Annotated in this window: 14 protein-coding genes and 1 riboswitch; of the genes, 8 read left to right on the top strand and 6 right to left on the bottom strand. The window is 62.1% G+C overall.

The features are described from left to right. Nucleotides 1-41: 41 nt before the first annotated feature. Genes KSP9073_RS13555 through cobT form a run of 4 tightly spaced genes read right to left on the bottom strand, consistent with a single transcriptional unit; the run spans nucleotide 42 to nucleotide 3022 of the window. Nucleotides 42-701 (bottom strand): histidine phosphatase family protein, encoded by a 660-nt coding sequence (locus KSP9073_RS13555; RefSeq protein WP_108843515.1) that lies wholly within the window; start codon nucleotides 699-701, stop codon nucleotides 42-44. After that, nucleotides 698-1219, bottom strand: coding sequence for a bifunctional adenosylcobinamide kinase/adenosylcobinamide-phosphate guanylyltransferase (gene cobU, locus KSP9073_RS13550; protein WP_108843514.1), 522 nt, complete (start codon nucleotides 1217-1219; stop codon nucleotides 698-700). Before cobU ends, KSP9073_RS13555 begins: the two co-directional genes overlap by 4 nt. Next, nucleotides 1212-1994, bottom strand: a complete 783-nt coding sequence (gene cobS / locus KSP9073_RS13545; protein WP_108843513.1) for an adenosylcobinamide-GDP ribazoletransferase — start codon at nucleotides 1992-1994, stop codon at nucleotides 1212-1214. Before cobS ends, cobU begins: the two co-directional genes overlap by 8 nt. Next, nucleotides 1991-3022, bottom strand: coding sequence for a nicotinate-nucleotide--dimethylbenzimidazole phosphoribosyltransferase (gene cobT / locus KSP9073_RS13540; protein WP_108843962.1), 1032 nt, complete (start codon nucleotides 3020-3022; stop codon nucleotides 1991-1993). Before cobT ends, cobS begins: the two co-directional genes overlap by 4 nt. 132 nt (nucleotides 3023-3154) lie before the next feature. After that, nucleotides 3155-3373, top strand: a riboswitch (cobalamin riboswitch). A gap of 194 nt (nucleotides 3374-3567) precedes the next feature. Here cobT and KSP9073_RS13530 point away from each other — a divergent pair. From KSP9073_RS13530 to KSP9073_RS13500, 7 genes are all read left to right on the top strand, one after another. Continuing rightward, nucleotides 3568-5571, top strand: coding sequence for an AAA family ATPase (locus tag KSP9073_RS13530; RefSeq protein WP_108843511.1), 2004 nt, complete (start codon nucleotides 3568-3570; stop codon nucleotides 5569-5571). A gap of 89 nt (nucleotides 5572-5660) precedes the next feature. Further along, the gene (gene cobO, locus KSP9073_RS13525; RefSeq protein ID WP_108843961.1) at nucleotides 5661-6227 is read left to right on the top strand and encodes a cob(I)yrinic acid a,c-diamide adenosyltransferase; all 567 of its coding nucleotides are present in this window, start codon (nucleotides 5661-5663) and stop codon (nucleotides 6225-6227) included. Continuing rightward, nucleotides 6227-7591: a cobyrinic acid a,c-diamide synthase CobB gene (locus KSP9073_RS13520; RefSeq protein WP_108843510.1), complete on the top strand. Its 1365-nt coding sequence runs from the start codon at nucleotides 6227-6229 to the stop codon at nucleotides 7589-7591. The genes cobO and KSP9073_RS13520 overlap by 1 nt, the downstream gene beginning before the upstream one ends. Beyond that, on the top strand, nucleotides 7581-8009 hold the full coding sequence (locus tag KSP9073_RS13515; protein ID WP_108843509.1) for a cobalamin biosynthesis protein: 429 nt from the start codon (nucleotides 7581-7583) through the stop codon (nucleotides 8007-8009). The genes KSP9073_RS13520 and KSP9073_RS13515 overlap by 11 nt, the downstream gene beginning before the upstream one ends. 22 nt (nucleotides 8010-8031) lie before the next feature. Next, nucleotides 8032-9135, top strand: coding sequence for a cobalamin biosynthesis protein CobW (gene cobW, locus KSP9073_RS13510; protein ID WP_108843508.1), 1104 nt, complete (start codon nucleotides 8032-8034; stop codon nucleotides 9133-9135). A gap of 48 nt (nucleotides 9136-9183) precedes the next feature. Continuing rightward, nucleotides 9184-13065, top strand: coding sequence for a cobaltochelatase subunit CobN (gene cobN / locus KSP9073_RS13505; RefSeq protein WP_108843507.1), 3882 nt, complete (start codon nucleotides 9184-9186; stop codon nucleotides 13063-13065). Next, nucleotides 13062-14588, top strand: coding sequence for a cobyric acid synthase (locus tag KSP9073_RS13500; RefSeq protein ID WP_108843506.1), 1527 nt, complete (start codon nucleotides 13062-13064; stop codon nucleotides 14586-14588). The genes cobN and KSP9073_RS13500 overlap by 4 nt, the downstream gene beginning before the upstream one ends. Here KSP9073_RS13500 and eutC read toward each other — a convergent pair. Both eutC and KSP9073_RS13490 read right to left on the bottom strand, forming a co-directional pair. After that, a complete protein-coding gene (eutC, locus tag KSP9073_RS13495; protein WP_108843505.1) occupies nucleotides 14576-15412 on the bottom strand; it encodes an ethanolamine ammonia-lyase subunit EutC in 837 nt (278 codons plus the stop codon). The two genes, KSP9073_RS13500 and eutC, sit on opposite strands and share 13 nt — an antisense overlap. Before the next feature lie 13 nt (nucleotides 15413-15425). After that, the gene (locus KSP9073_RS13490) at nucleotides 15426-16817 is read right to left on the bottom strand and encodes an ethanolamine ammonia-lyase subunit EutB (RefSeq protein ID WP_108843960.1); all 1392 of its coding nucleotides are present in this window, start codon (nucleotides 16815-16817) and stop codon (nucleotides 15426-15428) included. A 158-nt stretch (nucleotides 16818-16975) separates the two neighbouring features. Between KSP9073_RS13490 and KSP9073_RS13485 the strand changes: the two genes are divergently transcribed. Further along, entirely contained in the window at nucleotides 16976-17572 is a 597-nt protein-coding gene (locus tag KSP9073_RS13485) for a rhomboid family intramembrane serine protease (RefSeq protein ID WP_108843504.1), read from the top strand. Nucleotides 17573-17593: the final 21 nt, after the last annotated feature.

The following is a 17593-nucleotide window of genomic DNA, read 5'->3' as shown; positions in this document are numbered from 1 at the left end:
AACGGTATAATTTTGATGTGTTCTTACGACTGGATGTCATCCTATGAACCGAGCGCATACAGCTGTTCAAACTGCTCGCCGCTTTGTCGATCAATATCGACTCGTAGACGTGCGACACCGGCATAAGGCAAATGTAAGCGATGGAGATAGCTGCCCTGAGTCAGAGGCATGCCCAGCCGCATCGCCATCCAGCTTTTGATGACGCCGGCATGGCCACAGACCAGAAGGCGTACCGGGCCCGTTTCCTTTTGTTGCTGTTCCTTGTCCGCCAGCGTCATGCCTTTCACAAGAAGGTGTTGCCACCCCTGATCGATGCGGGTCAGAAAATCATCAAGGCTCTCTCCACCGGGGGGTGGAAATGCCTGAGGGTCACGCCAGAAATTTTCCAGCGCCGGGCGGGCGTGTTGCAGCAGATCCTGCGTGGCCACCCCATCCCAGTCTCCAAAATTCATCTCCATGATTTCAGGTACGACATGCAAGGGCACATTCCAGTCCTGTGCCAGTAACTCGCCAACCCTTTTGCAGCGAATCAGCGGCGAACAGAGAATGGCATGGGGTCGCGCCAACCGTTTTGCTGCCGCCAGCATGCGTTCATGGCCCTGTGCGCTCAACGCCACATCCGTATGGCCGCGCAAACATTCCTGAGGCCCTTCACAGGCACCGTGACGCAGGCAATCGATCATCAGGGTCTGAAAGGTCATGTCACGTTACCCTTGAGGCACTGTGGCAGGCCGGCCACCACCCACCAGACGCGCTGACACCGTGAGGCCAATACCTGATGAAGCTGGCCGGCTTCATCCACAAAACGTCGTGACAGGGCATTCATGGGGACCACACCCTGCCCCACCTCATTGCTGACCATCACAACACGCCCCGGAGCGTGATCAAGCGCCTCCAGCAACCGAGCACGTTCCTGTACGAATCGCTGACCACCCTCGAGTAAAAGGTTGGTCAGCCAAAGGGTCAGGCAGTCGATCAGCAGCAGTCGATCAGCTCGGGCATGGCGTTCAATGGCCTCACCAAGGCTCAGCGGTGCTTCTACCAGCGCCCAATGAGAAGGTCTGCGCTCGCGATGGGACTCGATACGAGCGCGCATTTCGCTGTCATCGTATACCTGCGCCGTCGCAATATAGGTGACCTCACAGGCACTCTGAACCGCCAGCGTTTCGCCATGGACACTCTTGCCGCTGCGCGCGCCCCCCAGAATCAACTCATGCATGAACCATCACCAGCACCAGATATAAAAGAATTTCGGTGATTTGTTGCACGGCGCCCAACGCATCGCCGGTCACGCCGCCAAGCTGTTTTTTCAACCAGCCATACAGGACCAGCCCCGAGAGTGCCGTCACCACGAGCAGCAGGATGCCCGACCCCACGCCGGCAGAAAACACGGCAACCAACGCAGCAACGCCGATCAGCCAGATACGATCCTCCAGACGCTGATGGCCGGTCAATGCATGCACCTTGCTGTCACCATCGCATCGCAGATACGGCAGCATGCCCATCATGAAGGCCGCCAGCCCGCGGCTCAGAGCATGAGCCGTCAGCAGGGCCATCATCACCAGCATGGTGTCCTGCTGCGCCAGTGCGCTCAACAGCAACCAGCGTCCGACCAGACTGATGACCAGCGCCAGTACGCCGTAGCTGCCGACCCGACTGTCTTTCATGATGGCCAGCCGCTGGGCCACGGTCTGTCCGCCCCCGAGGCCGTCCATGCAATCCGCCAGCCCGTCTTCGTGCAGGGCCCCTGTCAGCCAGAGAGACAGCCCCAGCGTCATGAACACCGCAATCGACACAGGCAGAACCTGCACCAGCCCCCAGTAGACAAGCGCCAGCGCCAGTCCAATCAGCGCCCCGACCAGTGAAAACCAGCGATGACAGCGCCCCAGTGCCTGCGGGGTAACGTCACCATGGACACGCACTGGCAGACGAGTCAGAAAACTCACCGCCAGACAGCCCCACTGCCATTGACGGGCGAGGGCCTTGCGCGTCATAGCGTCAGACCAGCCTCTTCAAGCGAGGCCATCTCGTAATAAAAGGCCAGCGCCGAGCGCAGCAGCGGAAGTGCCAGCGCAGCACCCGAGCCCTCTCCAAGTCTCAGTCCCATGTGCAACAGCGGTGCCGCCTCGAGCTGATCCAGCAATGGCCTGTGGCCACGCTCGTCGCCACAGTGCGAGAAGATCAGATAACCGCGCGCTTCCGGGGCAATACGACAGGCACACAGCGCGGCCACGGTCGTAATAAAGCCATCCACCAGAATCACCATGCCTTTTTCAGCGGCGGCCAGAATCGCTCCGACCATGCTCACGATCTCGAACCCGCCCAGGGCCGCCAGCGTCAGCCGCGGATCCTCAAGGCTTTGTGCATGACGTTGAAGCCCCAGCTGAACGATGTCCTGCTTGCGCTTCATGATCGTCGGCGTCACCCCGCTGCCGGCACCAATGCACACCTCAAACGGCAAATGCGTCAACGCTGCCATCAGGGCACTGGCACTGGTCGTGTTGCCGATCCCCATCTCACCCAGAGCGATCAGGTTGCAGCCGTCGGCATAAAGTTCATCGACAAGCCGTCGGCTATGGTCAAAACCGGTGTCAAGCTGCTCCATGGTCATGGCAGGCTCCCGATGGAAAGGCGCTGTCTTCTCCCCCAGCCGGTGGCTGACAAGCTGTGGGTGGGGCTCATGCGCCGTGAGCGTCCCACAGTCGATCACCTTCAACGCCAGATCGGCCTGACGGCAGAAAACGTTGATGGCAGCATTCCCCTCGAGGAAGTGATGCACCATCAACTGCGTGGTTGAGGGCTCTACAATGGAAACGCCTTCGAACGCCACACCATGATCGCCGGCAAAAAGAAGCATGGCCGGTGCATCAATGGTGGTGCTCGAAGGCCCCAGAATACGCACCAGCGACGCCGCGGTAGCCTCCAGCGTACCCAGTGCCCCCGGGGGCTTCAGTCGGCTATCGATATGCGCCTGAATACCGGCATCATTGGCACTGTCAGGGGGCGAAATATTAAAGGTCATGACATTGACTCGGGTAAACATGGACAGACGCTACCAGGCACCCGGCAATGGAACAACGATAAAGGGATACAACCCTGTACCGCTGGCCCGGGCACACCCTCGTGCCGGACTTGACTCCATCATTGCCCCGGCTCACGATGAGCAGCGCTCGGGTGCCCGTGCAGTCTGCACGGGATAATCGGGAAAGTGATGCAAGTTCACTGCTGTCCCCGCAACGGTAATCGAGTGGCTAGAAGCAGACGCCTTTTGCGTGACCACTGACTCCAATGAGTCGGGAAGGTGCTTCAGCCCGGCAGACATCGTGTCCGCCAGCTCGTCAGCCCGGAGACCGGCCCGGCGATGATACAGGGTGGTGATGCCCACGGCATCATCAGTAATGACTGCCACGCGTACGGGTCGATACGCAGGAGCATACAAGTGACGTATTTCCTTATCAGGTGGCTGCCCGTGCCGACAGCCGCTGCGCTTAGTGACGCCCCCTCATCATATGAGCAGGCGGTAGACAGTCATGTCGCGTTATCACGTCTTGCGTTTGTGGAGATGACATGACCAGCCCCCCACGCCCCCTTTTTCCATTCACGGCCGTCACCGGGCATGACCGTCTCAAGCTGGCCCTGATTCTGGCAGCACTGGATACCCGACTGGGGGGTGTACTCGTCAGCGGCCCGCGGGGCACGGCCAAATCGACGCTGGCACGAAGCCTTGCCGAGCTGCTGCCCTTTTCACGATCTTCGCTGGTGACCCTGCCGCTGGGGGCCGACGAAGCACAGCTGACCGGCACGCTGGATCTGGGCCGCGCCCTTGGAGAGCGCGAGGTCGCCTTCCAGCCCGGGCTGCTGGCCCGTGCCCACGAAGGCGTGCTTTATATCGACGAGGTCAACCTCCTGCCCGACGCGCTGGTGGATCTGTTGCTCGATGTGGCCGCCAGTGGCATCAACCATGTCGAGCGCGATGGCATCAGCCATCAGCATCCTGCGGACTTTCTGTTGATCGGCACCATGAATCCCGATGAAGGCGAACTGCGTCCGCAGCTGCTGGACCGTTTCGGGCTCGCCGTACTGGATCACCCCGCACCGGATATCGAGCAGCGCCTGCAGATAGTTGAACGCCGACTGGCCTTCGATCGCGATCCGGATGTGTTCATGGCCGACTGGCAGGAAGAACAGGCGCTGCTGCGTGAGCGACTGTCTGCCGCCCGCCAACGCCTCTCGACAGTCACCCTGTCACCGAATCTCGCCCGAATCATTGCCACACGCTGTGTTGAAGCCGGCGTGGAAGGCGTTCGCGCGGATCTGGCCTGGCGTCGTGGCGCGCTGGCCCATGCGGCCTGGCAAGGACGACAGACCGTGACGCTGGAAGACATCGATGCGCTGGCCACGCTGGTCATGGCACATCGTGCTCCTCAGTGGGCAGCGGACACCGCGCCGGAAGATGGCTCTGATGGCAATCAGGGGAATGAGGGTAACCATCAACAAGACACCACTGGCTCAGAGCACAAGTCATCACCTGACCAGACGCCTTCCCCTCGGACAGGGCGCTACCCGGGCCGTCGTCCCTCTCCCGATGCCCCCAATCGTCCGGATCTGACCTCCAGCCACGATGCGTCGATCACACCACCCGATAGCGAGCCGGAACGACCATCGCCAACGGCCAGCAGCGACGAGCAGCATGACGCTGACCCGGGTCGTGATGATCATGATCAGGCCAGCGGTGACTGGGGCAACCTGCCGGCCCACCAGACATCGTCTGCTCTGGACACCGCCACCGGCTGGCATATTCAGCTTCCGGCCTCCTCGAGTAGTGCACTCCCGAGTAGATCGAGAATTCGACAGCAGGGGGCGCGAATGAAAGGCCGTGACGCCATTGGACGACTGCGCATCGACTGGCCCGGGAGCCTGCGCAAGGCAGCGATGCCCCAAGCCGGTTCATCGCTTGATTCAATGCCGTCACTAGTCTGGCGGCGCGAACGTCGCCGCCCAGACAGACTGACCTGCATTGTTCTTGATATCTCAGGCTCCAGCCTGAACCGTCAGAATCACAGTCAACGGACGCGTCAGCTCGAGAAAGCGATGGCGCTGGTCACACAGATTGCCTCCAGCGTTTATCTTGCTCGCGAACAGCTGATGCTGATAACCCTGGGCGGCGGTGGCGTCACCGAAGTCATGGCACCTCGGCGCGCGCCACGCACGATCACGCCTTTGCTCAACAATCTCGTGCCGGGGGGTGGCACCCCACTACGACGCGGACTGGATGACACCCGCCAGCGCCTGACCCGCCTTCAGCACCAGACACCTGAAACGACGCGTCTCTGGATACTGACCGATGCCCGCAGCCGGGATGATCTTGAACTCACCCCGTTTGGCTGTGAGACACACGTGGTGAACTGCGCCCCCCAGGGCGACACACTGGGCCGGGCGCGGGAGCTGGCCACAACGCTGGCCGCCACCTGTCACACCCTTGATGCCTTGAGTGTAGATACCTCTGTAGATACCTTGAGCCCATTGCCTTCTCAACCCGCTACAACAACAGCACCCGGGAGAACACCGTGAATCAGCACCCTGGTGATGGTACCAACAGTGACAACAGCAATAGCGACGATAGCACCGGCGATCAGGGCGTCGATCGCTATCAGCAGCGCATGGCAACCAAAAAGCGCATCGTTGATGAGCGTATCGCGCGCGCCGACCAGGAGCGCGGCGTTTTGATCGTGCTCAAGGGCAATGGCAAGGGCAAGAGCAGCTCGGCCTTTGGCACCATGGCACGCGCCATGGGTCATGGTCAGCGCTGCGCGGTGATCCAGTTCATCAAGGGGCGGCGCGCCACCGGCGAATATCTTTTTTTCAACGACCACCCTCAGGTCGACTTTCATGTCATGGGCCATGGCTTCAGCTGGGAAGTGCGCGACCCCGAACGGGAACGCCAGGCCGCTCAGGAGGCCTGGGCACTGGCAGAGACACTGCTCGGTGATCCGCAGTATCACTTCCTGCTCTTTGATGAGCTCTCCTACATGATCAAATACGGCTATCTCGACGCCGAGCAGGTCGCCCGTACACTCAAGGGGCGGCCCGAACATCAGAACGTGATGATCACCGGGCGCACCATGGCCCGCGAGATTCAGGACATCGCCGATACCATCAGTGTCATTCACGACGAGCGCCACGCCTTCCGACTTGGCGTCAAGGCGCAGGCGGGGATCGAATACTGATGCAGGATATCGCGTACTGCCCCGCACTTTTTCTTTCTGCCATGGCCTCGGGCCAGGGCAAGACCACCGTGACCGCTGCGCTGGCGCGCTATCACCGCCGTCAGGGCCGCCGAGTAGTGGTCTTCAAGACAGGACCGGATTATCTGGACCCACAGATCCTCGCGCTGGCATCAAACGCACCGGTCGAGCCCCTTGATCTATGGATGGCAGGCGACGCCTTCTGTCGCGAGCAGCTGTATCGCGCCGCCCTTGAGGCAGATCTGATTTTGATCGAAGGCGCGATGGGGCTGCATGACGGTACGCCCTCAAGCGCCGATCTGGCGGTCGCCTTTGATATCCCGGTCGCCTGTGTCATCAACGCCCGCGGCATGGCCCAGACCGTCGCCGCCATCGGGCTGGGGCTGGCGCGCTATCGTCCGGAAATGACCTTTCATGGTCTGGTGGCCAATGCACTCGGCAGCGAGCGACACCGCCAGCTGATCGAAGACAGCCTGCCCAACGATGTCCAGCTGCTGGCCGCCATGCCCCGAGAAGAGCACCTTGCCCTGCCCTCGCGTCATCTGGGTCTGGTCCAGCCCGGCGAGCAGGATGATCCTGACAATCTGTCGCTGGAAGCCCGACTCGATGCCGCCGCCGATCTCCTTGAAGGACAAAAGCTGACCGAACTGCCCCCGGCTGTTGCCTTCAAACCGCAGAATATCGACACCCCGCCTCAGGCACTGAGCGGCCAACGGATCGGCGTTGCAGAGGATGCTGCCTTCAGCTTTATCTACGCGGCCAATACCCGACTGCTGGAAGCCATGGGCGCCGAGCTCTGCCGGTTTTCGCCACTTCATGACGCGACGCTCCCGGATAACCTTGATGCGCTGTGGCTGCCGGGTGGCTATCCGGAACTACATGCTGCAGCACTTGGCACCAATCATGGCATGTGCAAGGCCATTCGAGACCTTGATGCCCGCGGCCTGCCGATTCTGGCCGAGTGCGGTGGCATGCTCTATCTACAGCAGACCCTGACCGACCAGCACGGCACCTGCCACCCCATGGCCGGCGTGCTGCCGGGACATGGCGAAATGCGCACCAAACGCGGCTGTCAGGGCATGCAGAGTGCGCCCCTGCCGGAAGGCGAAATTCGGGGGCATGCTCACCATCACTCGCGAAGTCACGACACGCTGGCGCCGATCGCGCACGGTCGACGCGCCAGTCATCCGGCACCGGGCGAGGCGATCTTCCGCCGAGGCCGACTCACGGCCAGCTATCTGCACCTGTTCTTTCCCTCCAATCCCGAGGCCATCGCAGCACTGCTGGGCGCAGAAGAAACCACACGCTCTCTGGAGCAGGCCGTTCGAGGCCCGCATGTGCGCTGAGGTCGGTCCTGTCGCCATGGGGGTGGGCTGCCGACGCGACTGCCCACCTGACGCACTCATGGCACTGGCCATGACCACACTGGCCATGGCCAATGTGCAGCCGAGCCAGATCACACTGTTGGCAACCCTGGCGGGCCGCCAGCATGAAACCGCCATCGCCTCCCTGGCAAAAGCCTGGCGCTGCCCGTTGATCGCCCTGCCGGCGCAGGCCTTGAGAGACAGCGAGCCCGCCATGAGCCATGTCAGCGGCACCACCCGGCGCCTCCATGGCGTGCCCGGTGTCGCCGAGGCCGCCGCACTGGCCGCCATCCGCCAGCAGATGGGCACGCCGGCTCGACTGCTCGTTAACCGGCAACAGTGCGCCCGCGCCACCTGTGCGCTGGCCGTGTCAGCGTCAATGACCGCCCTTGCTGAATAATTTCTATTGTCTGGAGAACCTCATGTCCTCTATCGAATCACGCCCCGAGCTGCATAAGATCCCTGCTACCGTCGTCACCGGCTTTCTCGGCAGCGGCAAGACCACGCTGCTGTCACACCTTTTGCGCAACGCCGGCGGCAAGCGCATTGCCGTGATCGTCAACGAGTTTGGCGAGCTGGATGTCGACGCCGAGCTGGTGCGCAGCTGTCAGATCGAAGGCTGTGAAGAAGATGCCGTTGAGCGCGAACAGGGCGTTTTCGAGCTCGCCAATGGCTGTATCTGCTGCACCGTAGAAGAGGAGTTTTTGCCAGTGATGCAAAAGCTGGTCGAGCGACGCGACCAGATCGATCATATCCTGATCGAGACCTCGGGCCTTGCACTGCCCAAGCCGCTGGTACAGGCGTTCAACTGGCCCGACATCAAACAGTTCTGCACGGTCGACAGCGTCATCACTGTGGTTGATGGCCCGGCACTGGCCGCCGGACGGGTCGCTCATGATCATGAGCGCATCGAGGCGCAGCGTCAGGCCGACGAGAGTCTGGATCATGACCCGAGCCTGCAGGAACTGCTCGATGACCAGCTCGCCTCGGCAGATCTGGTCATCATCAGCAAGGGCGACGCCCTGGACGACGAGGCGCGCCGGGTAGTAGAGCAACAGCTGCGCGGGGAGCTTCCCGAGCGGGTCAAGACGCTCTGGGCCACGCATGGCGAAGTCGATGTGGCCGCAGTCATGGGTCTGCAGCTGGCCTCGGAAGGCCGGGCCGATGACATTCACACCCATCATGATGATCATCACGCTCACGGTCGCGAACACCATCATGCCCACGATGATTTTGATTCCTGCGTGGTGACGCTGGGCAGTGTGGACAGCCCCATCCTGGTCAGGGCGCTGGAGCAGGCACTGACCGAACAGACCATCTATCGCGTCAAGGGCTTTGTCGATGTCGGCAAGCCCATGCGTCAGGTCCTGCATGCCGTAGGCAACCGCCTCACCCACCACTTCGACCGGCCGTGGCGCAGCGACGAGACGCGCCAGACCCGGCTGGTCGTAATCGGCAAGTGTCTGGATCGTGATCGCCTGCAGGCCGCACTGTCCGAAGCCGAGCACCACGAACACGCTGGCTGATATCAGCCAGCGCCGAAAACCTGAAAGCCTCGTAGCGGAGTGTGATGCATGCACCTTTTCGCCGCCCAGCCCGGCGGGTTCAGCGATGACAATGGCATTGTCGATCTCGGTCAGTCGCCTGCCGAACTGGTGATGCTGTCCGCCGCCGATAGCACCCTGGCCCTGCTGGCCACTGTGATCGAGGCCGATGACGTCGAGCACGACACCAGTATCCGCCTGGCCAACTGGATGAACCTGTTAAAACCCGCCGCGTTTGATCTCTATCGCGATCGGGTGCTGGATAGCCGCGGCGAAGAGGCGCCAAAAGGCGCCCGCGTGGTGGTGCTCTCCCTACTGGGTGGCGCTTCCTACTGGAACTATGGTCTTGAGCAGTTAAAGGAGTGGGCACAGCGGGATGGCCGCACGCTGATCGTGGTGCCCGGTGAAGACGTCGAGGATGAAAGCCTGCTCGAGGCCGGCACGGTCAGCTATCAGGACGCACGCCGGGTATGGCGCTATCTGCGTGAAGGCGGCATCGACAATACCCGCGCCCTGCTCGCCTGGCTGGATGATCGCTTCCTGAATCGCCCCCGAACATGGCGGGAGCCTCAACCGCTGCCGCGGGTGGTTCTGCATGCCCCATTCGATGATCACAACGCCTTTCCCGGCTACGTCACCCTGGCTGACTGGCAGGCGCGCTGGCAGCCGGCACGTCCGGTGGCGGCACTGGTGTTTTACCGAAGCCATCTCCAGCAGGGCAACACCAGCGTTTTCGACGGCCTGATCGGTATTCTGGAAGCAGGCGGCTTCAACGTATTGCCGGTCGCCGTGGCATCGCTCAAGGAGCGCCTGTGTCTGGACACCCTTGATGAACTGATCGAGCAGAGCAATGCCTCGATCATGCTCAACACCACCGGCTTTGCGCTGGCCGGCAGCACTGATGCCACGCATGCCGGCTATCAGCACCCCTGGACGCGCCACATCCCCATTTTGCAGCTGATCATGGTGGGTACCACGCTCGAGGACTGGGAGGCGCAGCCCATGGGGCTCCGGCCGCGTGACATTGCCATGCAGGTCGCCCTGCCGGAGCTGGACGGACGTATCATCACCCGTCCGATCGCCTTCAAGTCAGCGCACTATCACTCCACGCGCTGTCAGCACGATATCGTGATTCATCAGCTTCATGAGGAGCGCGCCCGCTTTGTCACCGAGCTGGCCCGACGCTGGGTCAGGCTTGCCGAAAAAGCCAACCAGGACAAGCGTATTGCACTGGTGCTGGCCAACTACCCCTCAAGCGATGCCCGTATCGGCAATGGCGTGGGCCTCGATACGCCGGCCTCGACGCTCAACATTCTTCTTCAGTTGCGAGAGGCGGGCTATCCGGTCACCCATGCCCTGCCACATGACCCCACAGCGTTGATCGAGTGGCTGACGCAGACGGTTACCAACGACGTGGCACACCTTGAGACGCGCCCGGCCGCGCAGAGTCTGTCGCTTGCGACCTACAAGCAGCACTTTGCGCAGCTGCCGGATATGTGTCGGCAGGCCGTGCTTGATCGCTGGGGTGCCCCGGAGGACGACCCACTCTATCGTCAGGGCCGTCTGATGATTGCCGGCATGCGTCTGGGTGGGACCTTTGTCGGCGTGCAGCCGGCGCGTGGCTTTGATATCGACCAGAACGCGGCCTATCACGACCCGGACCTGCCGCCGACCCACGGCTACCTGGCGTTCTATTTCTGGCTGCGGCACGTCTATGGCGTCGATGCCTTCGTGCATGTCGGCAAGCATGGCAATCTCGAGTGGCTGCCCGGCAAGGGTACGGCGCTGTCAGAAACGTGCTGGCCGGATATCGTGCTGGGGCCCATGCCCCATCTCTATCCGTTTATCGTCAATGACCCCGGGGAAGGCGCTCAGGCCAAGCGTCGAACGCAGGCCGTGATTATCGATCACTTGATGCCGCCCATGACGCGTGCCGGCATCCATGATGATCTCGCCGAACTCGAGCGCCTGACCGATGAGTATTATCAGGCCCTCGGCCTTGACCAGCGCCGCGAGCAGTTCCTGCGCGAGGCAATCATTGAGCGGGTACGCCATACCCATGTGCTTGAGGAACTGAGCCTGTCCCCTTCAGCCAGTGTTGGCGAGCGTCCAGGCATCGATGAGGCGTTAAAAGACGATCAGACCCTGCTGGACGCGCTGGACAACTACCTCTGTGACATCAAGGAGGCTCAGATTCGTGACGGGTTGCACGTGCTCGGCGAGCTACCCGAACATGCCTCACTACGTGACACCCTGATGGCGCTGGTGCGCCTGTCGCGCGGCAGTCAGCCCCACGAGCAAAGCCTATTGCAGGCGATGGCCAGCGATCTGGGGCTTTTTAAAATACATGAAGATTTTGATCCGTTGGCCGTTGAGGCCTGGCCCTGGCAGGGCCCATGGCCTGAATGCCTCGCCGACCTGGAGGCCACCCGCTGGCGCAGCTCGACGCACACCCGCGAGCGCCTGGAGCTTCTTGGCGCGCAGCTGATCGAGCAGCACGTGCTGGCGTCCGAAGCCGCCCCCCCCTGCGAGCAGCGCTGGCCGCAGACGCGCGCCGTGATCGACTTCATGCGCGACACCCTGCTGCCGCTGCTGCACCAGAGCGTGGACAACGAACTCTCGGCGCTGATGGACGGGCTGTCCGGCAGGTTCGTACCGCCGGGCGCCAGCGGCGCGCCCAGCCGCGGGCGACTCGACACCCTGCCTACCGGACGCAACTTCTATAGCGTGGATAGCCGTGCCATGCCCACCAGAACGGCCTGGACGCTGGGGCAAAAATCGGCCGAGGCGCTGGTCATGCGCCACCTGCAGGAGCACGGCGACTATCCGACAAGCCTAGGGCTGTCGGTATGGGGCACGGCCACCATGCGCACGGGCGGTGATGATATCGCTCAGGCCTTTGCACTGATGGGCGTGCGCCCGATCTGGGCCGCAGGCTCCCAGCGGGTGATCGATTTCGAGATCATTCCCGGCTTTCTGCTCGGCCGCCCGCGGGTGGACGTCACCCTGCGAGTATCGGGTTTTTTCCGCGACGCCTTTCCCGGGCTGATCGCGCTGTATGACAGCGCCGTTCAAAAGCTGGTGGATCTCAATGAGCCCGGCAACGGCAACACCATCGCCGCCAACGTCGAAACCCGGCGCGAGGCGCTGCTGGCGGAAGGGGTCGATGAGGCCACGGCGCGGCGTCAGGCCGGCTTTCGCATTTTCGGTGCCCGCCCGGGCACGTTCGGGGCCGGCGTGCAGAAGCTGCTGGACAACGGCCACTGGCAGGACAACGCGGATCTGGCCCGCGCCTACGTCAACTGGGGCGGCTATGCCTACGGCAAGGGGGTCGAAGGCGAGCCTGCCATGGCGGCCTTTGAAAAGCGGCTCTCGACGCTGGAGGGCATCGTCCAGAATCAGGACAACCGCGAACACGATCTGCTCGACTCGGGGGACTACAGCCAGTTTCAGGGCGGCATGAGCGCCGCTGCCCGCCAGCAGGGGGCCACGCCTGCGCTTTATTTTGGCGATCACGCCAACCCCGCCAGCCCGCGCATGCGCACCCTCAAGGAAGAACTCAACCGGGTCATGCGCTCACGGGTGACCAATCCAAAGTGGATCAGCGCCATGCAGCGCCACGGTTACAAGGGCGCCTTCGAGATGGCGGCCAGCGTGGATTATCTCTTTGCCTGGGACGCCACCACGGCGCTGGTCAGTGACTACCAGTACGAACAGATTACCGATGCGCTGGTGCTGGACCCGGACAATCAGCGGTTTTTGAACGACCACAACCCGCAGGCGCTCAAGGAGATGGGCGAGACGCTGATGGACGCCATCGCCCGCGGGCTGTGGCAGTCCCCCGAGCAGTATCAACAGCGCCTGCGCGACCTGCTGCTGGGCATCGACGAGCAGGAGGAACGTGCATCATGAGTCAGCAGAAACGTTTTCAGGCATCCCGCACCCTGATGGTTCAGGGCACTACCTCGGATGCCGGCAAGAGTGCTCTGGTGACCGCCCTGTGTCGGATACTGACGCGCCGCGGGCACAGAGTTGCCCCCTTCAAGCCGCAGAACATGGCCCTCAACAGCGCCGTGACGGTGGATGGTGGCGAAATTGGCCGTGCCCAGGCCGTACAGGCCATGGCGGCAGAAGTGGATGCCCATGTTGATTTCAATCCGGTGCTGTTAAAGCCCACCTGCGATCAGGGCTCTCAGGTCATAGTGGCCGGCAAGGCCATCGGCCACATGAAAGCGGCCGAGTACTACGCCTATAAACCGCAGCTGCTGAAACAGGTTGTAGCTGCCCATGGGCGGCTCGTTGATCGCTATGACAGGGTTGTGGTGGAAGGCGCCGGCAGCGCCGCCGAGATCAACCTGCGCGCCCATGATCTGGCCAACATGGGCTTTGCCGAAGCCGTCGACTGCCCGGTCATTCTGGTGGCCGACATTGACCGCGGCGGCGTGTTTGCCCATCTGGTGGGCACACTGGATATCATCAGTGCCTCGGAGCGCGAGCGGGTCGTGGGTCTGGTGATCAATCGCTTCCGTGGCGACATCAACCTGCTCAAACCCGGCCTTGAATGGCTCGAGGCACGTACCGGCAAGCCGGTGCTGGCCGTGGTGCCCTGGCTTGAAGACCTGCACCTGGAAGCCGAAGACGGCCTGTCCCGCGCCGGTGACAGTACCGGCGCTGCGGACGGGCTCAACATTGTGGTCATCCTGTTGCCGCGCATCAGTAACCACACCGACTTTGACGCCCTGCGCCTGCACCCTCAGGTCAATGTGCGCTTTGTGCGTTGTCCTGAAGAACTCGACACCGCGGATCTGATCCTTCTGCCGGGCAGCAAGAACGTTCGCGCCGACCTGGACTGGCTGCGTGAGCAGGGCTGGTCCGCGGCACTTGCCCGCCACCTGCGCTATGGCGGCCGGGTCATCGGTATCTGCGGCGGCTATCAGATGCTGGGCACACACATTGACGACCCGGACGGCGTGGAAGGCCCGGCCGGCAGCAGTGCGGGCCTGGGCTGGCTGAATCTTTCCACGACGCTCAAGGCCACCAAGCAGCTGCATCGCGTGACCGGGCACTGCCTGCTGGGTGAGGCACGTGCCCCGGTTACGGGCTACGAGATTCATGTGGGCGAGAGTCTGGGCGAAGGTCTTTCCCTTGGCGTATTTGCGCTTGATGACGGCCGGCTGGATGGCGCCATTTCCGAGGACGGTCAGATTCTGGGCACCTACCTGCACGGGGTGTTCGATCATCCGGCCACGCTGAACGTGCTGCTGGCATGGGCCGGGCTAGCAGCACCGGCGCATTTTGATTATGACGCCCATCGCATGAGGGAAATCGACCGACTGGCCGATCACGTCGAGGCAGCGATTGACTGGTCCCGCTGGCCGATGCCGGAGGATGCTCCGACACCGGCTGATTCGGTAACCCCGGTTCAGGACTTCTGATCCCGGGGCAGCAGGAAGTTGCCCTGATTGCCATCGCCCAGCTCGGAATCCACCACCGAGTCGTCCTTGAGCTCGACGCCCGAAAGCTCACGGCGGCTGGCTTCATCCAGCAGATACAGGACCAGTTTTGCAGCCGCGTCAAACGACTGGCCACGCGGGCGGATGTTGGAGATGCAGTTACGCTCGCTGTCGCGCCGGCCTTGCTGCGGCCCCCAGGTGAAGTAGACGCCCAGGCTGTCGGGCGAGCTGAGTCCCGGCCGCTCACCGATCAGCACCAGCCCCATGCGCGCGCCCAGTGCCTGGCCTACCGGATCACCAATGGCCACACGGCCCTGCTCGACAAGCGCCACCGGCCCCACCGACCAGCCGCGCGCTTCAAATTCCGGGATCAGGTGATCCAGCAGCGTTACGGCATGTTCGTGCACGGCGCGCGCCGACAGGCCATCCACAACCGTGATCGATAGATCGCACTGCTCAACGTTCATAGTGGTGAGCTGTTCAACACTCTCGTTATTGAGCTGTCGTCCAAGATCGGGGCGACGCAGATACTCGCTGCGATCTCCTGCCTGGCTGTGCAGGCGAACAACGCTGTCAAACCGCGATTCGAGCTCGGCCATCATCTGCTCGGTGTCGAGCGCCAGATGTACGGCATCGCGTGCCTGGGCATGGGCCAGCTGAAAGGCCAGATGTGGCGCGGTGGGCAGGCTGCCGCCGGCACGACCCAACCCGATTCGGGCATCGGTGTGCTCACGCAGTGGCTGCCAGGGGTTGGTGATCACCGTCCGCGACGTGCCTGTCTCGGGGGGCTGTGACGGGTATGTCATGGCACTTCTCCGATTAATGCGCCCGTGTCAGGGCATGGGCAAAGGGGGCTGGCAGGCTTTGATCCACGATGATTCTGCCCTTCCGGTCGGTGATCGCCATGGTCTCAAGCCAGGCTTCGAACTCGGGTGCCGCACGCAGCCCCAGCACCTCTCGCACGTAAAGCGCATCGTGGAAGGAAGTGGTCTGATAATTGAGCATGATGTCATCAGAGCCTGGAATGCCCATCACATAGTTACAGCCGGCGGCGCCCAGCAGCGTCAACAGAGCGTCCATATCATCCTGATCGGCTTCGGCGTGATTGGTGTAGCAAACGTCACACCCCATTGGCACACCCAGCAGTTTGCCGCAGAAATGATCTTCCAGCCCTGCACGCGTGATCTGCTTGCCGTTGAAAAGATACTCGGGCCCGATAAAGCCCACGACCGTATTGACCAACAGCGGATTGAATCGACGCGCTACCGCGTAGGCCCGTGCCTCAAGCGTTTGTTGATCAACCCCGTGATGAGCGTTGGCCGACAGCGCGCTGCCCTGACCCGTTTCAAAGTACATGACGTTATTGCCGACCGTGCCACGTCCCAGCGATAGCGCTGCATCCTGACCTTCCTGCAACAGGGCCAGATCGATGCCAAAGCCCTGATTGGCCGCCTGGGTGCCGGCGATCGATTGAAAGACCAGATCGGTTGGTGCGCCGCGGTTGATGGCCTCGATCGCGGTGGTGACATGAGTGAGCACACAGCTCTGGGCGGGAATCTCATAATGGCTGATGATGTCGTCGAGCATCTTCAAAAGCGTCACGACCGCGCCGGTATTGTCGGTCGCCGGATTGATGCCAATCACCGCATCCCCATTGCCATACAAAAGGCCGTCCAGAATGCTGGCCGCAATGCCGGTCGGGTGATCCGTGGGATGATTGGGCTGTAGTCGGGTCGACAGTCGCCCTTCAAGCCCGATGGTATTGCGAAAGGCGGTGACCACCCGGCACTTTCGCCCCACCAGCACCAGATCCTGCAGGCGCATGATCTTGGCCACTGCGGCCACCATCTCAGGCGTCAGTCCCGGCGACAGGGCCGCCAGCACATCGCTGTCGACGTCATGAGAGAGCAGATAGTTGCGAAACTCGCCCACGCTCAGGTGGGCAATGCGCCCAAAGGCTTCCCGGTCATGGCCATCAACGATCAGGCGCGTGACCTCATCGTCTTCATAGGGCACCAGCATCTCTTCGAGAAATTGCGTGAGCGGGACTTCCGCCAGCGCCAGTTGCGCTGCAGCCCGTGTCTCGCTGTCTGTCGCGGCAATACCCGCCAGCTGATCGCCGGAGCGCTCGGGCGTGGCGCAGGCCATCAGGGTTTTCAGGTTTTCAAAGCGGTAGCGTTTGCTGCCGATATCATGGTGATAGCCGCTCATGGGCGCCTCCGGATCGTTATTGGTCTTGTCGTGATGCCGGCTTTCAGCATAAACGAGACAGACAGAGACTGACCACAGGGACACCTGCCAGCGACGCGCGCACAACGATGTGCGCTGCGTTATGATCAAACCCATCTCATCCTCAAGGCGAGAAAGGCATGACGCTGACGCTTTTGCTCATTGCGGTGACCTGCGCGGTCTCCATCCCCTGCTTTACCAATCACCGATTGGTCGAAAAGCTGCTTTTCTGGCCACCGGCCGTGGCGCGAGGCCAGGTGTATCGATTCGTGACCCACGGCTTCGTGCACGCCAATAGCGCGCATCTGTTTTTCAACATGTTTACGCTTTTTTTCTTTGGGCGCGCCATCGAACGCTTTTTTGTTTCCTACATCGGTGTGGCCGGCTTTATCGGGTTTTATCTAGGCGGCATCATTGCCGCCATCGTGCCCAGCTATCTGGCGCATCGCCATGACCCGAACTATCGAAGTCTGGGGGCTTCAGGGGCCGTGTCAGCCGTGCTGTTTGCCTTCATTCTGGCCGCCCCCTGGACCACGCTCTATGTGCTGGTGATTCCGGTACCGGCCATTGTCTTTGCCATCGTTTATACCGGCTGGTCGATTTATGCCGGCCGTCGCGGGGGCGATAACGTCAATCACAGCGCGCACCTGTGGGGCGCTGCCTACGGCGTTGTGTTTGCCCTGATCATGGAGCCGGCGCTCGGGCCTCGATTTTTGGAGCAGATTGTGGCGTTCTAACCCGATTCACCTATCCGTCCG

Source organism: Kushneria phyllosphaerae (genome assembly GCF_900312995.1).
Classification (GTDB): Bacteria; Pseudomonadota; Gammaproteobacteria; order Pseudomonadales; family Halomonadaceae; genus Kushneria; species Kushneria phyllosphaerae.
The sequence above is the reverse complement of the archived record's forward strand: the minus strand, read 5'-3'. Positions and strand labels throughout refer to the sequence as shown.